General features: G+C 63.0%; 15 protein-coding genes and 1 tRNA gene. 15 read left to right on the forward strand and 1 reads right to left on the reverse strand.

What is annotated here, in order from left to right; translation table 11 throughout:
- The first annotated feature begins 41 nt into the window (after positions 1-41).
- The 3 genes from RAZWK3B_RS05310 to RAZWK3B_RS05320 all read left to right on the forward strand — a co-directional run bounded on the left by RAZWK3B_RS05310 (position 42) and on the right by RAZWK3B_RS05320 (position 4,940).
- Complete coding sequence (locus RAZWK3B_RS05310) at positions 42-2,486, forward strand: DNA topoisomerase IV subunit A (RefSeq protein WP_007812930.1); 2,445 nt, start codon at positions 42-44, stop codon at positions 2,484-2,486.
- Positions 2,487-2,601: 115 nt separating this feature from the next.
- Entirely contained in the window at positions 2,602-3,813 is a 1,212-nt protein-coding gene (locus RAZWK3B_RS05315) for a DUF898 family protein (protein ID WP_007812932.1), read from the forward strand.
- Positions 3,813-4,940, forward strand: a complete 1,128-nt coding sequence (locus RAZWK3B_RS05320) for a M48 family metallopeptidase (RefSeq protein ID WP_007812933.1) — start codon at positions 3,813-3,815, stop codon at positions 4,938-4,940. The genes RAZWK3B_RS05315 and RAZWK3B_RS05320 overlap by 1 nt, the downstream gene beginning before the upstream one ends.
- A gap of 7 nt (positions 4,941-4,947) precedes the next feature.
- Here RAZWK3B_RS05320 and RAZWK3B_RS05325 read toward each other — a convergent pair whose 3' ends face one another.
- Positions 4,948-6,324 (reverse strand): cytochrome P450, encoded by a 1,377-nt coding sequence (locus tag RAZWK3B_RS05325; protein WP_007812935.1) that lies wholly within the window; start codon positions 6,322-6,324, stop codon positions 4,948-4,950.
- A 126-nt stretch (positions 6,325-6,450) separates the two neighbouring features.
- Here RAZWK3B_RS05325 and RAZWK3B_RS05330 point away from each other — a divergent pair, with 126 nt between their 5' ends.
- The 12 genes from RAZWK3B_RS05330 (at position 6,451) to rplL (ending at position 15,517) form a co-directional block, all read left to right on the forward strand.
- Positions 6,451-7,152, forward strand: coding sequence for a hypothetical protein (locus RAZWK3B_RS05330; protein WP_050774191.1), 702 nt, complete (start codon positions 6,451-6,453; stop codon positions 7,150-7,152).
- Positions 7,153-7,263: 111 nt separating this feature from the next.
- On the forward strand, positions 7,264-8,439 hold the full coding sequence (tuf, locus tag RAZWK3B_RS05335) for an elongation factor Tu (protein WP_007817140.1): 1,176 nt from the start codon (positions 7,264-7,266) through the stop codon (positions 8,437-8,439).
- A 352-nt stretch (positions 8,440-8,791) separates the two neighbouring features.
- On the forward strand, positions 8,792-9,652 hold the full coding sequence (locus RAZWK3B_RS05340; protein ID WP_037295093.1) for an HTD2 family dehydratase: 861 nt from the start codon (positions 8,792-8,794) through the stop codon (positions 9,650-9,652).
- A complete protein-coding gene (locus RAZWK3B_RS05345; RefSeq protein WP_007812942.1) occupies positions 9,649-10,887 on the forward strand; it encodes a CoA transferase in 1,239 nt (412 codons plus the stop codon). The genes RAZWK3B_RS05340 and RAZWK3B_RS05345 overlap by 4 nt, the downstream gene beginning before the upstream one ends.
- A gap of 96 nt (positions 10,888-10,983) precedes the next feature.
- Positions 10,984-11,059 (forward strand) — tRNA-Trp (locus RAZWK3B_RS05350).
- A gap of 399 nt (positions 11,060-11,458) precedes the next feature.
- Positions 11,459-12,010 carry a hypothetical protein gene (locus tag RAZWK3B_RS05355; RefSeq protein ID WP_157132157.1) on the forward strand — a complete coding sequence of 184 codons (552 nt, stop codon included), beginning with the start codon at positions 11,459-11,461 and terminating at the stop codon, positions 12,008-12,010.
- Between the two features lie 112 nt (positions 12,011-12,122).
- Positions 12,123-12,320 (forward strand): preprotein translocase subunit SecE, encoded by a 198-nt coding sequence (secE, locus tag RAZWK3B_RS05360; RefSeq protein WP_007812946.1) that lies wholly within the window; start codon positions 12,123-12,125, stop codon positions 12,318-12,320.
- A 215-nt stretch (positions 12,321-12,535) separates the two neighbouring features.
- A complete protein-coding gene (gene nusG, locus RAZWK3B_RS05365) occupies positions 12,536-13,069 on the forward strand; it encodes a transcription termination/antitermination protein NusG (RefSeq protein WP_007812948.1) in 534 nt (177 codons plus the stop codon).
- 106 nt (positions 13,070-13,175) lie between these two features.
- Entirely contained in the window at positions 13,176-13,601 is a 426-nt protein-coding gene (gene rplK, locus RAZWK3B_RS05370; RefSeq protein ID WP_007812952.1) for a 50S ribosomal protein L11, read from the forward strand.
- Between the two features lies 1 nt (position 13,602).
- Positions 13,603-14,301, forward strand: a complete 699-nt coding sequence (rplA, locus tag RAZWK3B_RS05375) for a 50S ribosomal protein L1 (protein WP_007812954.1) — start codon at positions 13,603-13,605, stop codon at positions 14,299-14,301.
- A gap of 242 nt (positions 14,302-14,543) precedes the next feature.
- A complete protein-coding gene (rplJ, locus tag RAZWK3B_RS05380; protein ID WP_037295094.1) occupies positions 14,544-15,062 on the forward strand; it encodes a 50S ribosomal protein L10 in 519 nt (172 codons plus the stop codon).
- 74 nt (positions 15,063-15,136) lie between these two features.
- Complete coding sequence (rplL, locus tag RAZWK3B_RS05385) at positions 15,137-15,517, forward strand: 50S ribosomal protein L7/L12 (RefSeq protein ID WP_007812958.1); 381 nt, start codon at positions 15,137-15,139, stop codon at positions 15,515-15,517.
- Positions 15,518-15,563 lie beyond the last annotated feature (46 nt).

The following is a 15,563-nucleotide window of genomic DNA, read 5'->3' on the forward strand; positions in this document are numbered from 1 at the left end:
GGGCTGGCCTTGATCCCTGCCCAGAGGGTATCAAGAGCAGCATGAGCGACCTGATCGACGACGGGGCCGAGCCCGCAACCGAATTCGCAGAGCCGCTGCGCCGCGCGATTGGCGAGCGGTATCTAACCTATGCGCTGAGCACGATCATGCATCGCGCGCTGCCCGATGCGCGTGACGGCCTGAAGCCGGTCCATCGGCGCATCCTGTATGCAATGCGCGAGCTGCGCCTGTCGAGCACCGGGGGCTTCCGCAAATCCGCCAAGATCAGCGGCGACGTGATGGGCAATTATCACCCGCATGGCGATGCCGCAATTTATGATGCGATGGCGCGTCTGGCGCAGGATTTCGCGGTGCGTTACCCGCTGGTGGACGGTCAGGGCAATTTCGGCAATATCGACGGCGACAACCCTGCCGCCAGCCGCTACACCGAAGCGCGCATGACGGCGGTGGCCGAGGCGCTGCTGGACGGGCTGAACGAGAACGCGGTCGATTACCGGGACAATTACGACGGCACGCTGCGCGAGCCGATCGTGCTGCCGGCGTCCTTTCCCAACCTGCTGGCCAATGGCTCGTCGGGGATCGCGGTCGGTATGGCGACCAACATTCCGCCGCATAACATCTCGGAACTGGTGGATGCCTGTCTGCATCTGATCAAGGTGCCCGATGCGCGCGACGATACGCTGCTCAATTACATTCCCGGACCGGATTTCCCGACCGGTGGCGTGATCGTGGAGCCGCGCGAGAATATCGCGCAGGCCTATCGCACCGGGCGCGGCGCGTTCCGGCTGCGCTGTAAATGGGAGGTCGAGGATCTGGGCCGGGGCCAGTGGCAGATCGTTGTCACCGAGATCCCCTATCAGGTGCAGAAATCCAAGCTGGTGGAAAAGCTGGCCGAGGTGATCCAGACCAAGAAGGTGCCGATCCTCGCGGATATTCGCGATGAAAGCGCCGATGACGTGCGCATGGTGCTGGAACCGAGGTCCAAGAACGTGGACCCCGAGGTGCTGATGGGTATGCTCTATCGTAATTCCGACCTGGAAGTGCGCTTCAGCCTGAACATGAACGTGCTGATCGACGGGGTGACGCCCAAGGTCTGTTCGCTCAAGGAGGTGCTGCGCGCGTTTCTGGATTTTCGGCGCGAGGTGCTGGAGCGGCGGTCGCGGCACCGGATGGCCAAGATCGACAACCGGCTGGAGGTTTTGCAGGGGCTGATTACCGCCTTTCTGAACCTCGACCGGGTGATCGAGATCATCCGCTATGACGACGATCCCAAGGTCGCGCTCATGTATGAGGACTGGAGCACGCCGCATCAGGCCTCGTTGAGCCGGGCGATGACCGAAGCCGACTACCGCTCGCCGCTGGAGGGTGTGGATATCGCGCAGCTGGTGCTAATCGCGGATCCCGAGGCCGAGGCGATGGGCGTTCTGGCGGAAAGCACCGCCGCCACCCCGCGCGAGGTGCCGCACAGCTATGCGGGCCGCGAGAACGGGCTGTCGGATGTGCAGGCCGAAGCGATCCTGAACATGCGCCTGCGCAGCTTGCGGCGGCTGGAGGAGGATGCGCTGGTGCGCGAGCGCGACACCCTGATGGAAGAGCGCGCGGGGCTTGAGGATCTGCTGGAGGACGAGACGCTGCAATGGGATGCGATCTCGGAGCAGCTGCGGCAGGTCAAGAAGACATTCGGGCGCGACTACGTGCTGGATGGCAAGAATGTGGGTGTGCGCCGTACCCAGTTCGCCGAGGCCGGAGAGGTTGAGGAGGTGCCGCTGGAGGCGATGATCGACCGGGAGCCGATCACGGTGGTGTGCTCGAAGATGGGATGGATCCGGGCGATGTCGGGTCATATCGACCTGAGCCGGGAGTTGAAGTTCAAGGATGGCGACGAGGGGCGTTTCGTGTTCCATGCCGAAACCACCGACCGGCTTCTGGTGTTCGGCACCAACGGACGGTTCTACACGTTGAGTGCCGCCAACCTGCCCGGCGGGCGCGGCATGGGCGAGCCGCTGCGCCTGATGGTGGATCTGCCCAACGAGGCCGAGATCGTCGATCTGTTCATCCATCGCCCCGGCGCCAAGCTGTTGGTGGCGTCAAGCGCGGGCGACGGTTTCGTGGTGCCCGAGGACGAGGTCGTGGCCCAGACCCGCAGCGGCAAACAGGTGCTGAACGTGCGCGACGATGTGCGCGCGAAGGTCTGCACCAAGGTTGAGGGCGATCACGTGGCCTGCGTCGGCGAAAACCGCAAGGTGCTGATCTTTGCGCTGGATGAGCTGCCCGAGATGGGGCGCGGTAAGGGAGTCCGGTTGCAGAAATACAAGGATGGCGGGCTGAGCGACGCGACCACCTTTGCCTTGGCCGACGGGTTGAGCTGGCATGATCCGGCGGGCCGCACCCGCAGCGAGACCGATCTGGCCGAGTGGACAGGCAAGCGCGCGAGCGCGGGCCGCATGGCCCCAAGGGGCTTCCCGAGGGACAATCGCTTCACCTGATTTTCCCGCGAATCGCCGCTCTGTTGCCATAAACTTTGCCAAAATTCGGGATATCCCGAACGTGTCGAACCGCCTGAGCCACAACGGGTGCGAGTGCAACGCGAGAGGTAACGATATGGCGACGCAGACGATGGCAGAGCCCGAAAAGGTCCTGCACGGGCAGTATGACGGAGAGCGCGGCGCGCTTCTGCGGCTTGCCGTCGTGACGGCGCTGCTGACCACGGTGACATTGGGAATTTACCGGTTCTGGGCCAGAACGCGCATCAGGCGCTATGTCTGGTCGTCGATCAGCGACGGGCGCGACAGTTTCGAATATACCGGCACCGGGCTTGAGAAATTCCTGGGCTTTCTGATGGCAGTGGTGCTTCTGGCCGTGTATCTGGGCGTGGTGCAGATGATCCTGTTCTATTTCGGCCTGACGCTGTTGGGTGAGCCGCAGACACCGGAACAGGCGATGCTGCAATCGCTGGCGTTTTCCATCACCTTCGTCGCGGTCCTGCCGCTGATCTTTTTCGCGCAATACCGCGTGCGGCGCTACAAGCTGGCGCGCACCCGTTGGCGGGGTATCCGCTTTGGCGCCGAGAAAGGCGCATGGGGCTATGCGTTTCGGGCGATGGGGCACTGGCTGCTGACGATCCTGTCGCTTGGGCTTTTGCTGCCATGGCAGACATGGCGGCTGGAGCGCTATATGACCGACCGAAGCTGGTACGGAGACGCGCCGTTTCAACAGGGGGGGCGGTGGACTGCCCTGCTGCCGGCGATGAGCCATATCTATGCCGGTCTGTTCATCATGATCGGGGGCGGCATGGTGGCGGGGCTTCTGGGCCAGCCGGAGAGCGGTGGCGCGGTGGCGGTGCTTGGCTTCGTGTGGTTGCTGGTGGGCATCGTCGTTTACCGGGTGAAAGCGTTCATCTACCTGACCGAGAACAAGATTCTGGACGGCAACATCTGGTTCGAGCTGCACATCCGTGCGACGCCCATCGTGTCGACGGTGTTCCTGGGCGGTCTGATGGTCGGAATTATCACGGTGCTGATCTTCGGTGGGCTGGGGGCGGCGGTGATGTTCATGCTGGTGCCTGCGGTAATGCTGGGAGAAGGCGCGGTGTTCATCGCCGTGGTGGCGATCGGGGCGCTGTATCTTCTGGCCTATGCGGTCTCGGCATCGCTGGTGCTGGTCTGGATCCTGCAGCCGATCATCCATCAGGTGGTCGAGGCGGTCACGATCCGCAATGCCGACGAGTTGGATTATATCGAGCAGCGCGGCCATGACACCGGCGCGGATGCCGAAGGTTTCGCCGATGCGCTGGATGTGGGCGGCGCGATCTGATGCCGGGTGTGGCGGCACGTTATTTCGATGGGCAAAGTGCCGGGCGGCACGCGGTTGAACTGGTGCTGGACGAGGTGGGCGGGCAGCTGGTGTTCGATGGCCCGACCCTTGGGGATGGCCCGCATCACTGGCCCTTCGCACGGCTGCGCGCGCAACGGGACCAGGCGCGCAAGGGCGGGCTGACCCTGATGTTGCACGCGGCAACCGATGACGAGGCGCCGCGGGATCCCGCGCGGCTGACGGTGAATGATCCGGGCACCATCTCGCGGCTGCGCCGTCTGTGCCCCGATCTGGACAAGCGCGACCTGCACCCCGGCACATGGGGACGGATCGTCCGGCGCGGTGCGTTGGCGGTGGCGGCCGTGGGGCTGATCCTGTTCGTGATCCTGCCGCGCATGGCCGACACGATGGCAGACCTGATCCCCATCGAGCGCGAGATCGCCTTCGGCAAGGCGGTGACCGCGCAGCTGGAACAGGCGCTTGGGGCAGGGCGCGAAGATGGGCTGACCTGCGATGATCCGGCGGGGCATGCGGCGCTGTCGCGGATGCTCACGCGGCTGACAGAGGGCCGGGACCTGCAGTATGATCTGCAGCTCAGGGTGTTCGATCACGAGATGGTCAATGCATTCGCCGCGCCCGGAGGTCAGGTGGTGATCCTGCGCGGATTGCTGGACGAGGCCAGCGGCCCCGATGCCGTGGCCGCCGTGCTGGCCCATGAGATCGGCCATGTGGAACGGCGCGACGCCACGCGCCATGCGCTGCGCGCGGCGGGATCGGCGGGGATCTTGTCGATGGTGCTGGGGGATGTCACCGGCGGCGCCTTTGCGGTCTTCCTCGGCGAGCAGCTGATCCAGTCGAGCTATAGCCGCGAGGCCGAGACCAGAGCGGACCAGTTCGCTTTGGAGATGCTGAACGCGGCCCGGGTGGACAGCGACGGGATGGCCGAGTTCTTCGACCATATCGGTGAGATGGAAGGAGAGGGCCTGAGCCTGCCCGAGTATCTGGCAAGCCATCCGCCAAGCGCCGACCTTGCCGAGGCGGCGCGCCGGAATGCCGATGCTCAAGGGTCCACCATGCCCGTGCTTGGGGATCAGGACTGGCAGGCGCTGCAGGCGATCTGCGACTGATGGCGCGTCACGGCTGCGGCATCGGTTCCGCCTCGAGCCAGACGCCGCCTTCGGGGCGCAGGGTCAGGATCATGACTGGGTCCGGATCGCGGCCCGGCACGCGCGTGAACCGAAAGCGCGACAGCAGCGTGGCAAGGATGATGACCGCCTCCTGAAGGGCGAAGCTGGCGCCGATGCAGATGCGCGGCCCGTCGCCGAAAGGCAGATAGGCGTAACGGTCGATCGCCTTGCGATCCGCGAACCGCTCGGGTTTGAAGCTGTCCGGATGCTCCCACAGGCGGCTGTTGCGGTGTAGCGCATAGATCGGGATCATCACGGTGTCGCCGGGGCGCACCTCGGTTCCGCACAGCGTGTCATGCTGCATCGCGCTGCGCGACACGACACCTGCAGGCGGATAAAGGCGCAGCGCCTCGTCGATGATCTGGCGGATGAAGGGCAGGCGGGCCAGATCGTCGCCGGTGGCGGCGCGGCCCTGTAGCACCGATTGCGCCTCGGCGCGGGCGCGGTCCTGCACGCTCTGGTCGAAGGCGCACAGATAGAGCGACCAGCCGAGGGTCAGCGCGGTCGTTTCGTGGCCGGCGACGATGAAGGTCAGCAGGTTGTCGCGCAGCTCGGCGGTGGTCATGCGCCGCCCGGTTTTTGGGTCTGCGCCATCCATCAGAAGATCAAGGAGATCCGGCACGGCGTCTGGCTCGGTCTGGCTGCGCGCCCGGCGGGCTTCGATCGCTTCGTCGGCGACGCGTTTCATTTGGGCCACGGCATCGCCCGACATCACCCGCCCCGGACGCGGCACCCAGTCGGGAAAGCCCAAGATGTCGAACAACGAGATCTTGCCCGCCTGCGCGATATAGGCGTCGATCCCCTTGTGCACGGCGTCCGCCGCAAAGCCGCCATCGCCCGAAAAGGTCACATCGGCGATCACGTCGAAGGTGGTGCGCACCATGTCCGCGGCCATGTCGACGGCACGTGGACCGGCGGTAATGATCCGGGCGCAACTGCGTTCAGCGGCGGCGCTCATGATGGGCGCGAGGTTCATGACGTTGCGATGCGAAAACACGGGCGCTGCCGTGCGCCGCTGCCACCGCCAATGCGCGCCTTCGGCGATGAAGAGCGACTCTCCGATCGCGGGGCGCAAGAGCGCCTTGGTGATGACTGACTTGGGATAGTTGTCGACCTCTTCCAGAAGCATTCGGCGGATCGCCGTAGGCTCCATCACCATGTGCCAGCGCTTGCCGGTTCGGCCCGAGACGATCGGCTCGGTCGTGGCGAGGCGTGGAATGATGCCCAGAATGTTGCGGCGCGAGGCCTGAAGGCTTGCGAGGATGCCCATCTGCTCATCCACCAGCGGGACATGGACGGGCAACGAGATATCGGTCGGGATCATGGCGTCCTCAAACGGTGTCCATGGGAATAGAGGTGGCGCCGGGTGCCGGGCAACGCGCCGCCCAAATCGTTGCGCATGAGGGGCGCGTGGGGTATGGGGCGCAAAGATGACCTGAGGGGGACGAAGATGCTGCGCCTTTTTGCCATGCTGGCCATGATGACGATCGTTGCGGCCTGCACCAATCCCGATGATCTGGATGAAGCGCCGGTTTATCTTGGGGATTTCAATCTGGCGCATAACGTCGTGGTGGCGCCCAATCTGACGCGGGGGCCGGTGTCGCGCGAGGCCACCGAGGAGGAGTGGATCGAGGCGATGACCAGCGCCATCGACGAACGGTTCGGACGCTACGAGGGCACCCGTCTTTATCATCTGGGCATCAGCGTCGAAGGCTATGTGCTGGCGATACCGGGCCTGCCGTTGGTGGCGTCGCCGCGCTCGGCCCTGATCTTGCGGGTCACCGTCTGGGACGATGCCAAGCAGGAGAAGCTGAACGCGGAGCCGCATCAGGTGACGGTGGTCGAAAGCATGTCGCCCCGCACCATGCTGGGCTCGGGCCTGACGCAGACCAAGGCGCAGCAGATGCGCAATCTCAGCCGCAATGCCGCCAAGCTGATCCAGAACTGGCTGGTGCGCGAGAATGCCGAGAAGGGCTGGTTCGAAGGCGGTGAGCAGGGCCGCGCCGAGGCGCTCTCCGCGCTGCAGGCGATCGAGGCCGCCGAAGCGGCGCAAGCCGCCTTGGAAACACCCGGCGAGACACCCGAACCCGCCAGCGACGAGAGCGATGTGGCGCCTGAGGAAGACAGTGGCGAAACACCTGTCGCCGAGTGATGGCGCGACCCCCGCACGAACTGCTTGATTTTCACCCCGCAAGCCAATAAATGGCGCGCGGAGCATCAAACGGGCCGGATGGCCCCCCAACTGAACAAGGCGCCCGGAGACATGGCAAAGGAAAAGTTTGACCGCACGAAACCGCATGTGAACATCGGCACGATTGGTCACGTTGACCACGGCAAGACGACACTGACGGCGGCGATCACGAAGTATTTCGGCGATTTTCGGGCATATGACCAGATTGACGGCGCGCCCGAGGAGAAGGCCCGCGGGATCACGATCTCGACCGCGCATGTGGAATACGAGACCGACACGCGCCACTATGCGCATGTCGACTGCCCCGGCCACGCGGACTATGTGAAGAACATGATCACCGGCGCGGCGCAGATGGACGGCGCGATCCTGGTGGTGAACGCGGCCGACGGCCCGATGCCGCAGACGCGCGAGCACATCCTGCTGGGTCGTCAGGTCGGCATTCCGTACATGGTCGTCTACATGAACAAGGTCGACCAGGTCGATGACGAGGAACTGCTGGAACTGGTGGAAATGGAAATCCGCGAGCTTCTGACCTCGTATGACTATCCGGGCGACGACATCCCCGTGATCAAGGGCTCGGCGCTGGCGGCGATGGAAGGCCGCGATCCCGAGATCGGCGAGAACTCGATCCGCGCGCTGCTGGCGGCTGTGGACGAGTATATCCCGACGCCGGAGCGCGCCGTGGACAAGCCGTTCCTGATGCCGATCGAAGACGTGTTCTCGATCTCGGGCCGTGGTACGGTTGTGACCGGCCGTGTCGAGCGTGGCGTTGTGAATGTGGGCGACGAGCTTGAGATCGTCGGCATCAAGGCGACGCAGAAGACGACCTGCACGGGCGTCGAGATGTTCCGCAAGCTGCTGGATCGCGGTGAGGCTGGCGACAACATCGGCGCGCTGCTGCGCGGTATCGACCGTGAGGCGGTCGAGCGTGGTCAGGTTCTGTGCAAGCCGGGTTCGGTGAAGCCGCACACGAAGTTCGAGGCCGAGGCGTATATCCTGACCAAGGAAGAGGGTGGCCGTCACACGCCGTTCTTCGCCAACTACCGTCCGCAGTTCTACTTCCGCACGACGGACGTGACCGGCACGGTCGAGCTTCCTGCGGGCACCGAAATGGTGATGCCGGGCGACAACCTGAAGTTCACCGTCGAGCTGATCGCACCGATCGCCATGGAAGACGGCCTGCGCTTCGCGATCCGCGAAGGTGGCCGTACCGTCGGCGCCGGCGTCGTGTCCAAAATCCTCGAGTGATCGGGATCCAATAGGTATTGCAGGGGGCGTCCTTCGGGGCGCCCCTTTTGCTTGGACCGGCGCATAAGGGCGCCACGCGCCGAGGATTCGGGGGATATCAGGCCCGATCCGTCAAGATGTCGCAGGTGCGATCCTGTCCGCGGGTGGTGTTTTCACATGCAGAAACCGGGATATTCGGCAGGCCAAGGCGCCGTGCCGAAGGGACGGATTAGTGATGCAAAACAATGGCAAGCCGGATGTTTCTGCAGGTGCGAGATCGCCATCTGCATACGATGGTATTCCGCTAAGTCATTGAAAACTTGACTTTTTTCAGCATTCCGTCACTCTTTGCGCAGAAGTCGGGGAGACGCGGATGGATCAATTGAATGTCAGGGCCTGGGAAGGCCGTACGGAGCTTCAGGAGGGGTGTATATCGCCTGCTCAGGCCGCGCAGATCCATGCAACTCTCGGGACGCCGGGCAGCAGACCGCCGGCGATGGGTGACGTGCTGGAGCCGCTGTGGCACTGGTGTGCGTTCAATCCCACGGCCCCCTTGGCGGAGCTGTCGCGCGACGGTCACCCGGCGCTTGGGGATTTCCTGCCGCCGGTCCGTCTGGAACGGCGGATGTGGGCCAGTGGGGCGCTGAGCTTCGGCGCGCCGCTCAGAGTGGGAGAACGGCTGACAAAGCGATCTTTCATCCGCAGCGTGGTTGAAAAGGAAGGCAAGACCGGGCCGATGGTTCTGGTTTCGGTCGATCACCGGATTTACGGCGAACAGGGTCTTGCGATCGAAGAGCGGCAGGATATCGTCTATCTCGACATCCCAGACAGATTCCGCCCGCCCGCTGCCCGCCCGCTGCCGGAGCGTCCGGCGCTGCACAAACAGATCCGGTTGAGCGAGGCGCTCTTGTTCCGGTATTCGGCGCTGACTTTCAACGCGCACCGCATTCACTATGATCTGCCCTATGCGCAAGAGGTCGAGCATTACCCCGGTCTTGTGGTGCACGGGCCGATGCAGGCGACCTGGCTTATCCAGGCGGCGTGTCAGTACAAGGGCCGACGACCCAGCCATTTCGATTTCCGCGCCGTGCATCCGGTGTTCCTGAGCCCCGGCGAAAGCCGCGATCTGGACATCATGGGCACCGAGGACGAGACCGGCGCGGTACTGCTCTGCACCGGCCAGCAAGGGCATCAGGGCATGCAGGCCACAGCCATTTGGGAGGAAACGGTATGAACAGGTTGCTCAACGGAATGCGGGTGGTCGAAGGCTCGGCTTTTGTGGCGGTGCCGCTGGCGGGAATGACGCTGGCGCAGATGGGGGCCGAGGTGATCCGCTTTGACCGGATTGAAGGCGGACTGGACGCGGGGCGCTGGCCACTGGCCCCCTCCGGGCGCAGCCTGTTCTGGGCGGGGCTGAACAAGGGCAAGAAATCGGTCGCGGTGGATATGCGCAGCCCCGAAGGCAAAGAGCTGGTCACCCGGATCATCACCGCCCCCGGAAAGGATGCGGGCATGTTCCTGACCAATCTGAGGGTGCGCGGCTGGATGGATTACGAAACGCTCAGCCAGTATCGGCGCGACCTGATCATGGTCACGCTGATGGGTGACCGACATGGCCGCCCGCAGGTGGATTATACGGTCAATCCAGCACTTGGCATCCCCGAGATGACCGGTCCCGAAGGCCATGACGCGCCCGTGGCCAGCGCACTTCCGGCATGGGATCTGATCGCGGGAAACATGGTGGTGTCGGCGCTTCTTGCGGCCGAGCGTCACCGCCTGCGAGAGGGCGAGGGCCAGGATGTGGAGATCGCGCTGAAGGATGTCGCGGCGGCCACCATCGGCCATCTGGGCATGATTGGCGATGCGCTCGTCAATCAGACGGAACGCGGCAAATCCGGCAACGCGCTCTATGGCGCGTATGGACAGGATTTTGAATGCGCCTGCGGGCGGCGGGTCATGGTGATCGGGCTGACGGGGCGGCAATGGGCGGGGCTGGTGAAGGTGACCGGCACCGGAGATGCAATGGACCGGCTGGCCAAGCGCACGGGCCGCGATCTTGAGGATGAAGGCGTGCGTTGGGAACTGCGCCACGAGATTACCGAGATCCTCCGGCCCTGGTTCGCAGCGCGAAGGGTCGAGGAGTTCGCCGAGCAGTTCGAGGCGCGTGGCCTGACATGGTCGATCTTCCGCAGTGTGAAGCAAGCGGTGCGCGAGGACCCCGATCTGAGCGAGGCCAACCCGATGTTCTCGATGCTGGATCAGCCGGGGCTTGGCCGATTCCCGGTGCCGGGCTATCCCGGCGAGTTTTCGGCCAAGCCGAGGATCAAGCCGGTGCCGGCGCCGGAACTGGGCCAGCATACCGAGGAAATTCTGGGTGATGTGGCGCGTTTGACCGATACCGAGATCGCACAGCTTTTCGACAAGGGCGTTGTGCAAAGTCCAAATTATACCGCCCGATCGGCGGCCTGAAAGGGCCGCCGGACCGAGCGCCAGGACGCGATGAAGAAATTCCGAAGAAGGCGGCTTGATTCCCGGCGTAAGGTGGCTTAATCCGGCGCTTGGCGTAGGGGTATAGCTCAGCTGGTAGAGCGACGGTCTCCAAAACCGTAGGTCGCGGGTTCGAGCCCTGCTGCCCCTGCCAAACCACATTTTCTGTCATAGCTTATGAAGTTCGGATGCGCCGTGGAGGTTTTCTGCCGGGCCGCATTCCTGACGGATTTCCGCCATTCTCAAGTCTCAAAAGCCATGTGAATAAGATCACAAGGGTATTTTCTGCGTGGGGGCGCGGAGTTTAGTGAGTGTTGTCATGACAAACCATGCATCCGTGCGCATTACGCACACAGACCAGCCTGCACCTTTTGCACAAGCCTCCGACAGGCGCAGCCATGTCGCGGACGGTGGTGAGACGCTTGCCGGACAGGATGCGGCCGAGCGGATTGTCCGCGATTTTATGGTCGAAGAAATGCGGAAAACCGGGGCGGATTGTTTGCCCGACCTTGCGCCCGCAGAGACAGAAGTCACGGGCAAAATAAAGGCAAAGATGCAAAAGAAAGCATGTGTCCGGAGACAGCAATGGCAAGAGGCGGTTTTTGACGAGACCGAGCGGGACCATCTTGACCGGCTCACCCCGGTGCAGGCTGAGCCACGGCAAGCTGAAACACCGATGGGCACGAGCCAAGGCCAGACAAAACGCATGGTCGGACTGGCGCGGGGCATCAGGCTCGGACGTGGTTCCGTCCTGGCGATGGGGTTCGCGCTTTTGCTGATCTGGAAACCGGGTCTTGTTCTCGCCGTGATCGGGGTTCCGATTGTTCTGGCTGTCATCGCCTATTTGACCGTCGGACATGAGCGGATCGCGGAAATCAGCGCCGTAAGCTGGCGAAAATTCCAGGCGCGCCGTCCGAAACGCGCCGAGACGTTGCGCGCGAAGGCGGATGCGCTGGCTCTGCAATGGGACATGCTGCTGGACCATCTGCCCGAAAGCTGGGCCGAACGGCTGGCCTTGCCCGATCTCTCGGGATCGAACGGCACAACGCTGCAGGATGCGCCGGACCCGTTCGAGCGACTGGCCAGAGAGATCCGCAACGACTGAGCCAGAGCAGCAGCGCCACATGGCTGCATGCTGCCGGAGCATGGCCCCTTGAATTCGCGCGCCCGCCCGAGTATGTCGCCCGTCAACCGGCACAGGAAAGTAGACAGCGCCCATGGCACGCACAAATCCGCTTCAGTTCATTCAGCAGGTCCGCGCAGAAGTGGCGAAAGTGGTCTGGCCCACCCGCCGCGAGGTTCTGTTGACCACGGTCATGGTGTTCATCATGGCGGCCCTGACAGCGGTCTTCTTCGCGCTGGTCGATCTTGGTATTCGCAGCGGGCTGCAGGGCTTGCTGTCGATATTCGGCTGACAGGCCTTCGCAAGACGGTGTGACGGGCGAGAAAAGTGCGCCTTCGCCCTTGAAACCGCAAGCGATCACGGGTAAGCCGCAGGTCACTTCGGAATATGGCGCGCGGCGATTCGGGTTGCGCGCCGATTTTTGTTTCGAGACCTCCGGGTTCATATCCGGAAGGAATTCTAGAATAACGGTCGAATGGCCGGCAGCGACAAGGGCATGGGTCGGACATGGCGAAACGGTGGTACTCGGTCAGTGTTCTCTCGAATTTCGAAAAGAGGATCGCCGAGCAGATCAGACAATCCGTTGCCGAACAGGGGCTCGAAGAGGAAATCGACGAGGTTCTGGTCCCCACCGAAGAGGTGATCGAGGTGCGGCGCGGCAAGAAGGTGACAACCGAGCGCCGTTTCATGCCCGGCTATGTGCTGGTCCATATGGAAATGTCGGACCGTGGTTATCACCTCGTCAATTCGATCAACCGGGTGACCGGCTTTCTTGGTCCGCAGGGCCGCCCGATGCCGATGCGCGATGCCGAGGTCAATGCCATTCTGAACCGCGTTCAGGAAGGCGAGGAATCGCCGCGCACTCTGATCCATTACGAGATCGGTGAGCGGGTGAAGGTGAATGACGGTCCGTTCGAGGATTTCGACGGCATGGTCGAGGAAGTGGACGAAGACAACCAGCGCCTCAAGGTGACGGTGTCGATCTTTGGTCGGGAAACCCCGGTCGAACTGGAATTCACGCAGGTCACCAAACAGACCTGATGTGTGAGCCGTGGGAGGCGAGGGCGCCGCGGCGCCCGGACCGGACCACACGACTGAGACCCCGAGGGGCGCGCCCTGACGGGAGTTGGAAAGAAGGAGAGGCCAGATGGCCAAGAAACTCGCAGGCAAGATGAAGCTGCAAGTGCCAGCAGGCAAAGCGACCCCGTCCCCCCCGGTGGGCCCGGCGCTCGGTCAGCGTGGCATCAACATCATGGAATTCTGCAAGGCGTTCAACGCCAAGACGCAGGACATGGAGCCCGGTGCGCCGTGCCCGACCGTGATTACCTATTACCAGGACAAGTCTTTCGAGATGGACATCAAGACGCCGCCGGCGTCGTACTACCTCAAGAAGGCCGCAAAGCTGCAGTCCGGGTCCAATACGCCGGGCCGCGCGACCGCTGGCACAGTGTCCACCAAGCAGGTGCGTGAGATCGCCGAAGCCAAGTGGAAAGACCTGAACGCGAACGATGTTGACGCCGCGATGAAAATCATCCTCGGCTCCGCGCGTTCCATGGGCATCGAGGTGAAGTAAGATGGCAAAGCTTGGAAAACGCACCCGCGCCGCACGCGAGGCATTCGCCGGCAAGGAAAACCTCAGCGTCGAGGAAGCCGTTGCGCTGATCAAGGCCAACGCAAACGCGAAATTCGATGAAACGGTCGAGATTTCGATGAATCTCGGCGTCGATCCGCGCCACGCTGACCAGATGGTCCGCGGTGTAGTCGGCCTGCCGAACGGCACCGGCAAGGATGTGCGCGTTGCCGTGTTCGCCCGTGGCGCCAAGGCCGAAGAAGCGCAGGCCGCAGGTGCCGATATCGTGGGCGCCGAAGACCTGATGGAAACCATTCAGGGCGGCAAGATCGATTTCGATCGCTGCATCGCAACCCCGGACATGATGCCGATCGTCGGCCGTCTGGGCAAGGTGCTTGGCCCGCGCAACCTGATGCCGAACCCCAAGGTCGGCACCGTGACCATGGACGTGGGCGACGCCGTCAAGGCCGCCAAGGGCGGTGAAGTCCAGTTCAAGGCCGAAAAGGCCGGTGTCGTGCATGCCGGTGTCGGCAAGGCATCGTTTGACGATGCCAAGCTGGTGGAAAACGTGCGTGCCTTCGTGACGGCCGTGGCCAAGGCCAAGCCGGCAGGTGCCAAGGGCACCTACATGAAGAAGATTTCGCTGACCTCGACCATGGGTCCGGGTGTTAGCATCGACGTCTCGAACGCGGCGTCGGAATGAGATTTGCGTCGGCCCAATGGGCCGGCGTGAATGGCGGGGCCGCAACCGGCCTCGTCCTGTCCGAGATGGAGGGTTGGGCGCAAGCTCTGTAATTCCTTCCTGAGATGGGGAACGAGATGAGATTCAACGAAGGTGCAAGCCTTCGGGTGATCTTGGCCTCGGGACCCTGACTTTGGACCCGAACGGCGGGGAGACCCGCCACAACTGAGCCGGGGGGAGACCCCCAATACTGGAGTGAAACTGTGGATAGAGCCCAGAAAGAGAAAGTGGTCGAGGAACTCGGCCAAATCTTTGAAAGCTCTGGCGTCGTAGTGGTTGCCCACTACGCGGGTCTTACAGTTGCCGAGATGCAGGATCTTCGTGCGCGCGCCCGCGCGGCCGAAGCTTCCGTTCGCGTCGCCAAGAACAGGCTCGCCAAGATCGCCCTTGAGGGCAAGCCTTGCGAAAGCATTGCTGGCTATCTCACGGGTATGACGGTTCTGACTTATTCGGAAGATCCTGTGTCCGCCGCCAAGGTGGCAGAGGGTTTCGCCAAGGACAACTCGAAATTCGAGATCCTCGGCGGTGCGATGGGATCGGATCCGCTGGACCGTGCCGGTGTCAAAGCCGTGTCCGACATGCCGTCGCGCGAAGAGCTTCTTGCTCAGATCGCTGGCATGCTGGGCGCACCCGCTTCGAACATCGCCGGTGCGATTGGCGCCCCTGCTTCTAACATCGCGAGCATCCTTTCGACCATCGAAGAGAAGGCGGAAGCTGCTTAAGCGAGCAACTGGAATATTCGCGTTTGGGGAATGCCCGACGTTGGAACACATCTTAAAACGGAAAGAGCTGAACAATGGCTGATCTGAAAAAACTTGCTGAAGAGATCGTTGGACTGACGCTTCTCGAAGCACAGGAACTGAAAACCATCCTGAAAGACGAGTATGGCATCGAGCCCGCCGCTGGCGGCGCCGTGATGATGGCTGGTCCGGCTGGCGACGCAGGTGCTGCGGCAGCTGAAGAGCAGACCGAATTCGACGTCATCCTGAAGTCGGCAGGCGCGTCCAAGATCAACGTGATCAAGGAAGTCCGGGCAATCACCGGTCTGGGCCTGAAAGAAGCCAAGGACCTGGTCGAAGCCGGTGGCAAGGCCGTCAAGGAGCAGGTCTCCAAGGATGAAGCCGAAGAGATCAAGAAGAAGCTTGAAGAAGCTGGCGCAGAAGTCGAGCTCAAGTAATCGGTTTGCCAGGGCAACCTGGCGTCACATCACAGGCTGGGTCCGG

Source organism: Roseobacter sp. AzwK-3b, from assembly GCF_000170875.1.
Taxonomy (GTDB): Bacteria; Pseudomonadota; Alphaproteobacteria; order Rhodobacterales; family Rhodobacteraceae; genus Roseovarius; species Roseovarius litoreus.

Excerpts from the sequence above, each read along its gene's own strand:
- secE (WP_007812946.1), top strand. The coding sequence starts at position 12,123 with ATGGCACGCACAAATCCGCTTCAGTTCATTCAGCAGGTCCGCGCAGAA.
- RAZWK3B_RS05355 (WP_157132157.1), top strand. The coding sequence starts at position 11,459 with ATGCAAAAGAAAGCATGTGTCCGGAGACAGCAATGGCAAGAGGCGGTT.
- rplA (WP_007812954.1), top strand. The coding sequence starts at position 13,603 with ATGGCAAAGCTTGGAAAACGCACCCGCGCCGCACGCGAGGCATTCGCC.
- nusG (WP_007812948.1), top strand. The coding sequence starts at position 12,536 with ATGGCGAAACGGTGGTACTCGGTCAGTGTTCTCTCGAATTTCGAAAAG.
- RAZWK3B_RS05310 (WP_007812930.1), top strand. The coding sequence starts at position 42 with ATGAGCGACCTGATCGACGACGGGGCCGAGCCCGCAACCGAATTCGCA.
- rplK (WP_007812952.1), top strand. The coding sequence starts at position 13,176 with ATGGCCAAGAAACTCGCAGGCAAGATGAAGCTGCAAGTGCCAGCAGGC.
- tuf (WP_007817140.1), top strand. The coding sequence starts at position 7,264 with ATGGCAAAGGAAAAGTTTGACCGCACGAAACCGCATGTGAACATCGGC.
- RAZWK3B_RS05330 (WP_050774191.1), top strand. The coding sequence starts at position 6,451 with ATGCTGCGCCTTTTTGCCATGCTGGCCATGATGACGATCGTTGCGGCC.
- RAZWK3B_RS05320 (WP_007812933.1), top strand. The coding sequence starts at position 3,813 with ATGCCGGGTGTGGCGGCACGTTATTTCGATGGGCAAAGTGCCGGGCGG.
- RAZWK3B_RS05315 (WP_007812932.1), top strand. The coding sequence starts at position 2,602 with ATGGCGACGCAGACGATGGCAGAGCCCGAAAAGGTCCTGCACGGGCAG.
- RAZWK3B_RS05340 (WP_037295093.1), top strand. The coding sequence starts at position 8,792 with ATGGATCAATTGAATGTCAGGGCCTGGGAAGGCCGTACGGAGCTTCAG.
- RAZWK3B_RS05325 (WP_007812935.1), bottom strand. The coding sequence starts at position 6,324 with ATGATCCCGACCGATATCTCGTTGCCCGTCCATGTCCCGCTGGTGGAT.
- RAZWK3B_RS05345 (WP_007812942.1), top strand. The coding sequence starts at position 9,649 with ATGAACAGGTTGCTCAACGGAATGCGGGTGGTCGAAGGCTCGGCTTTT.
- rplL (WP_007812958.1), top strand. The coding sequence starts at position 15,137 with ATGGCTGATCTGAAAAAACTTGCTGAAGAGATCGTTGGACTGACGCTT.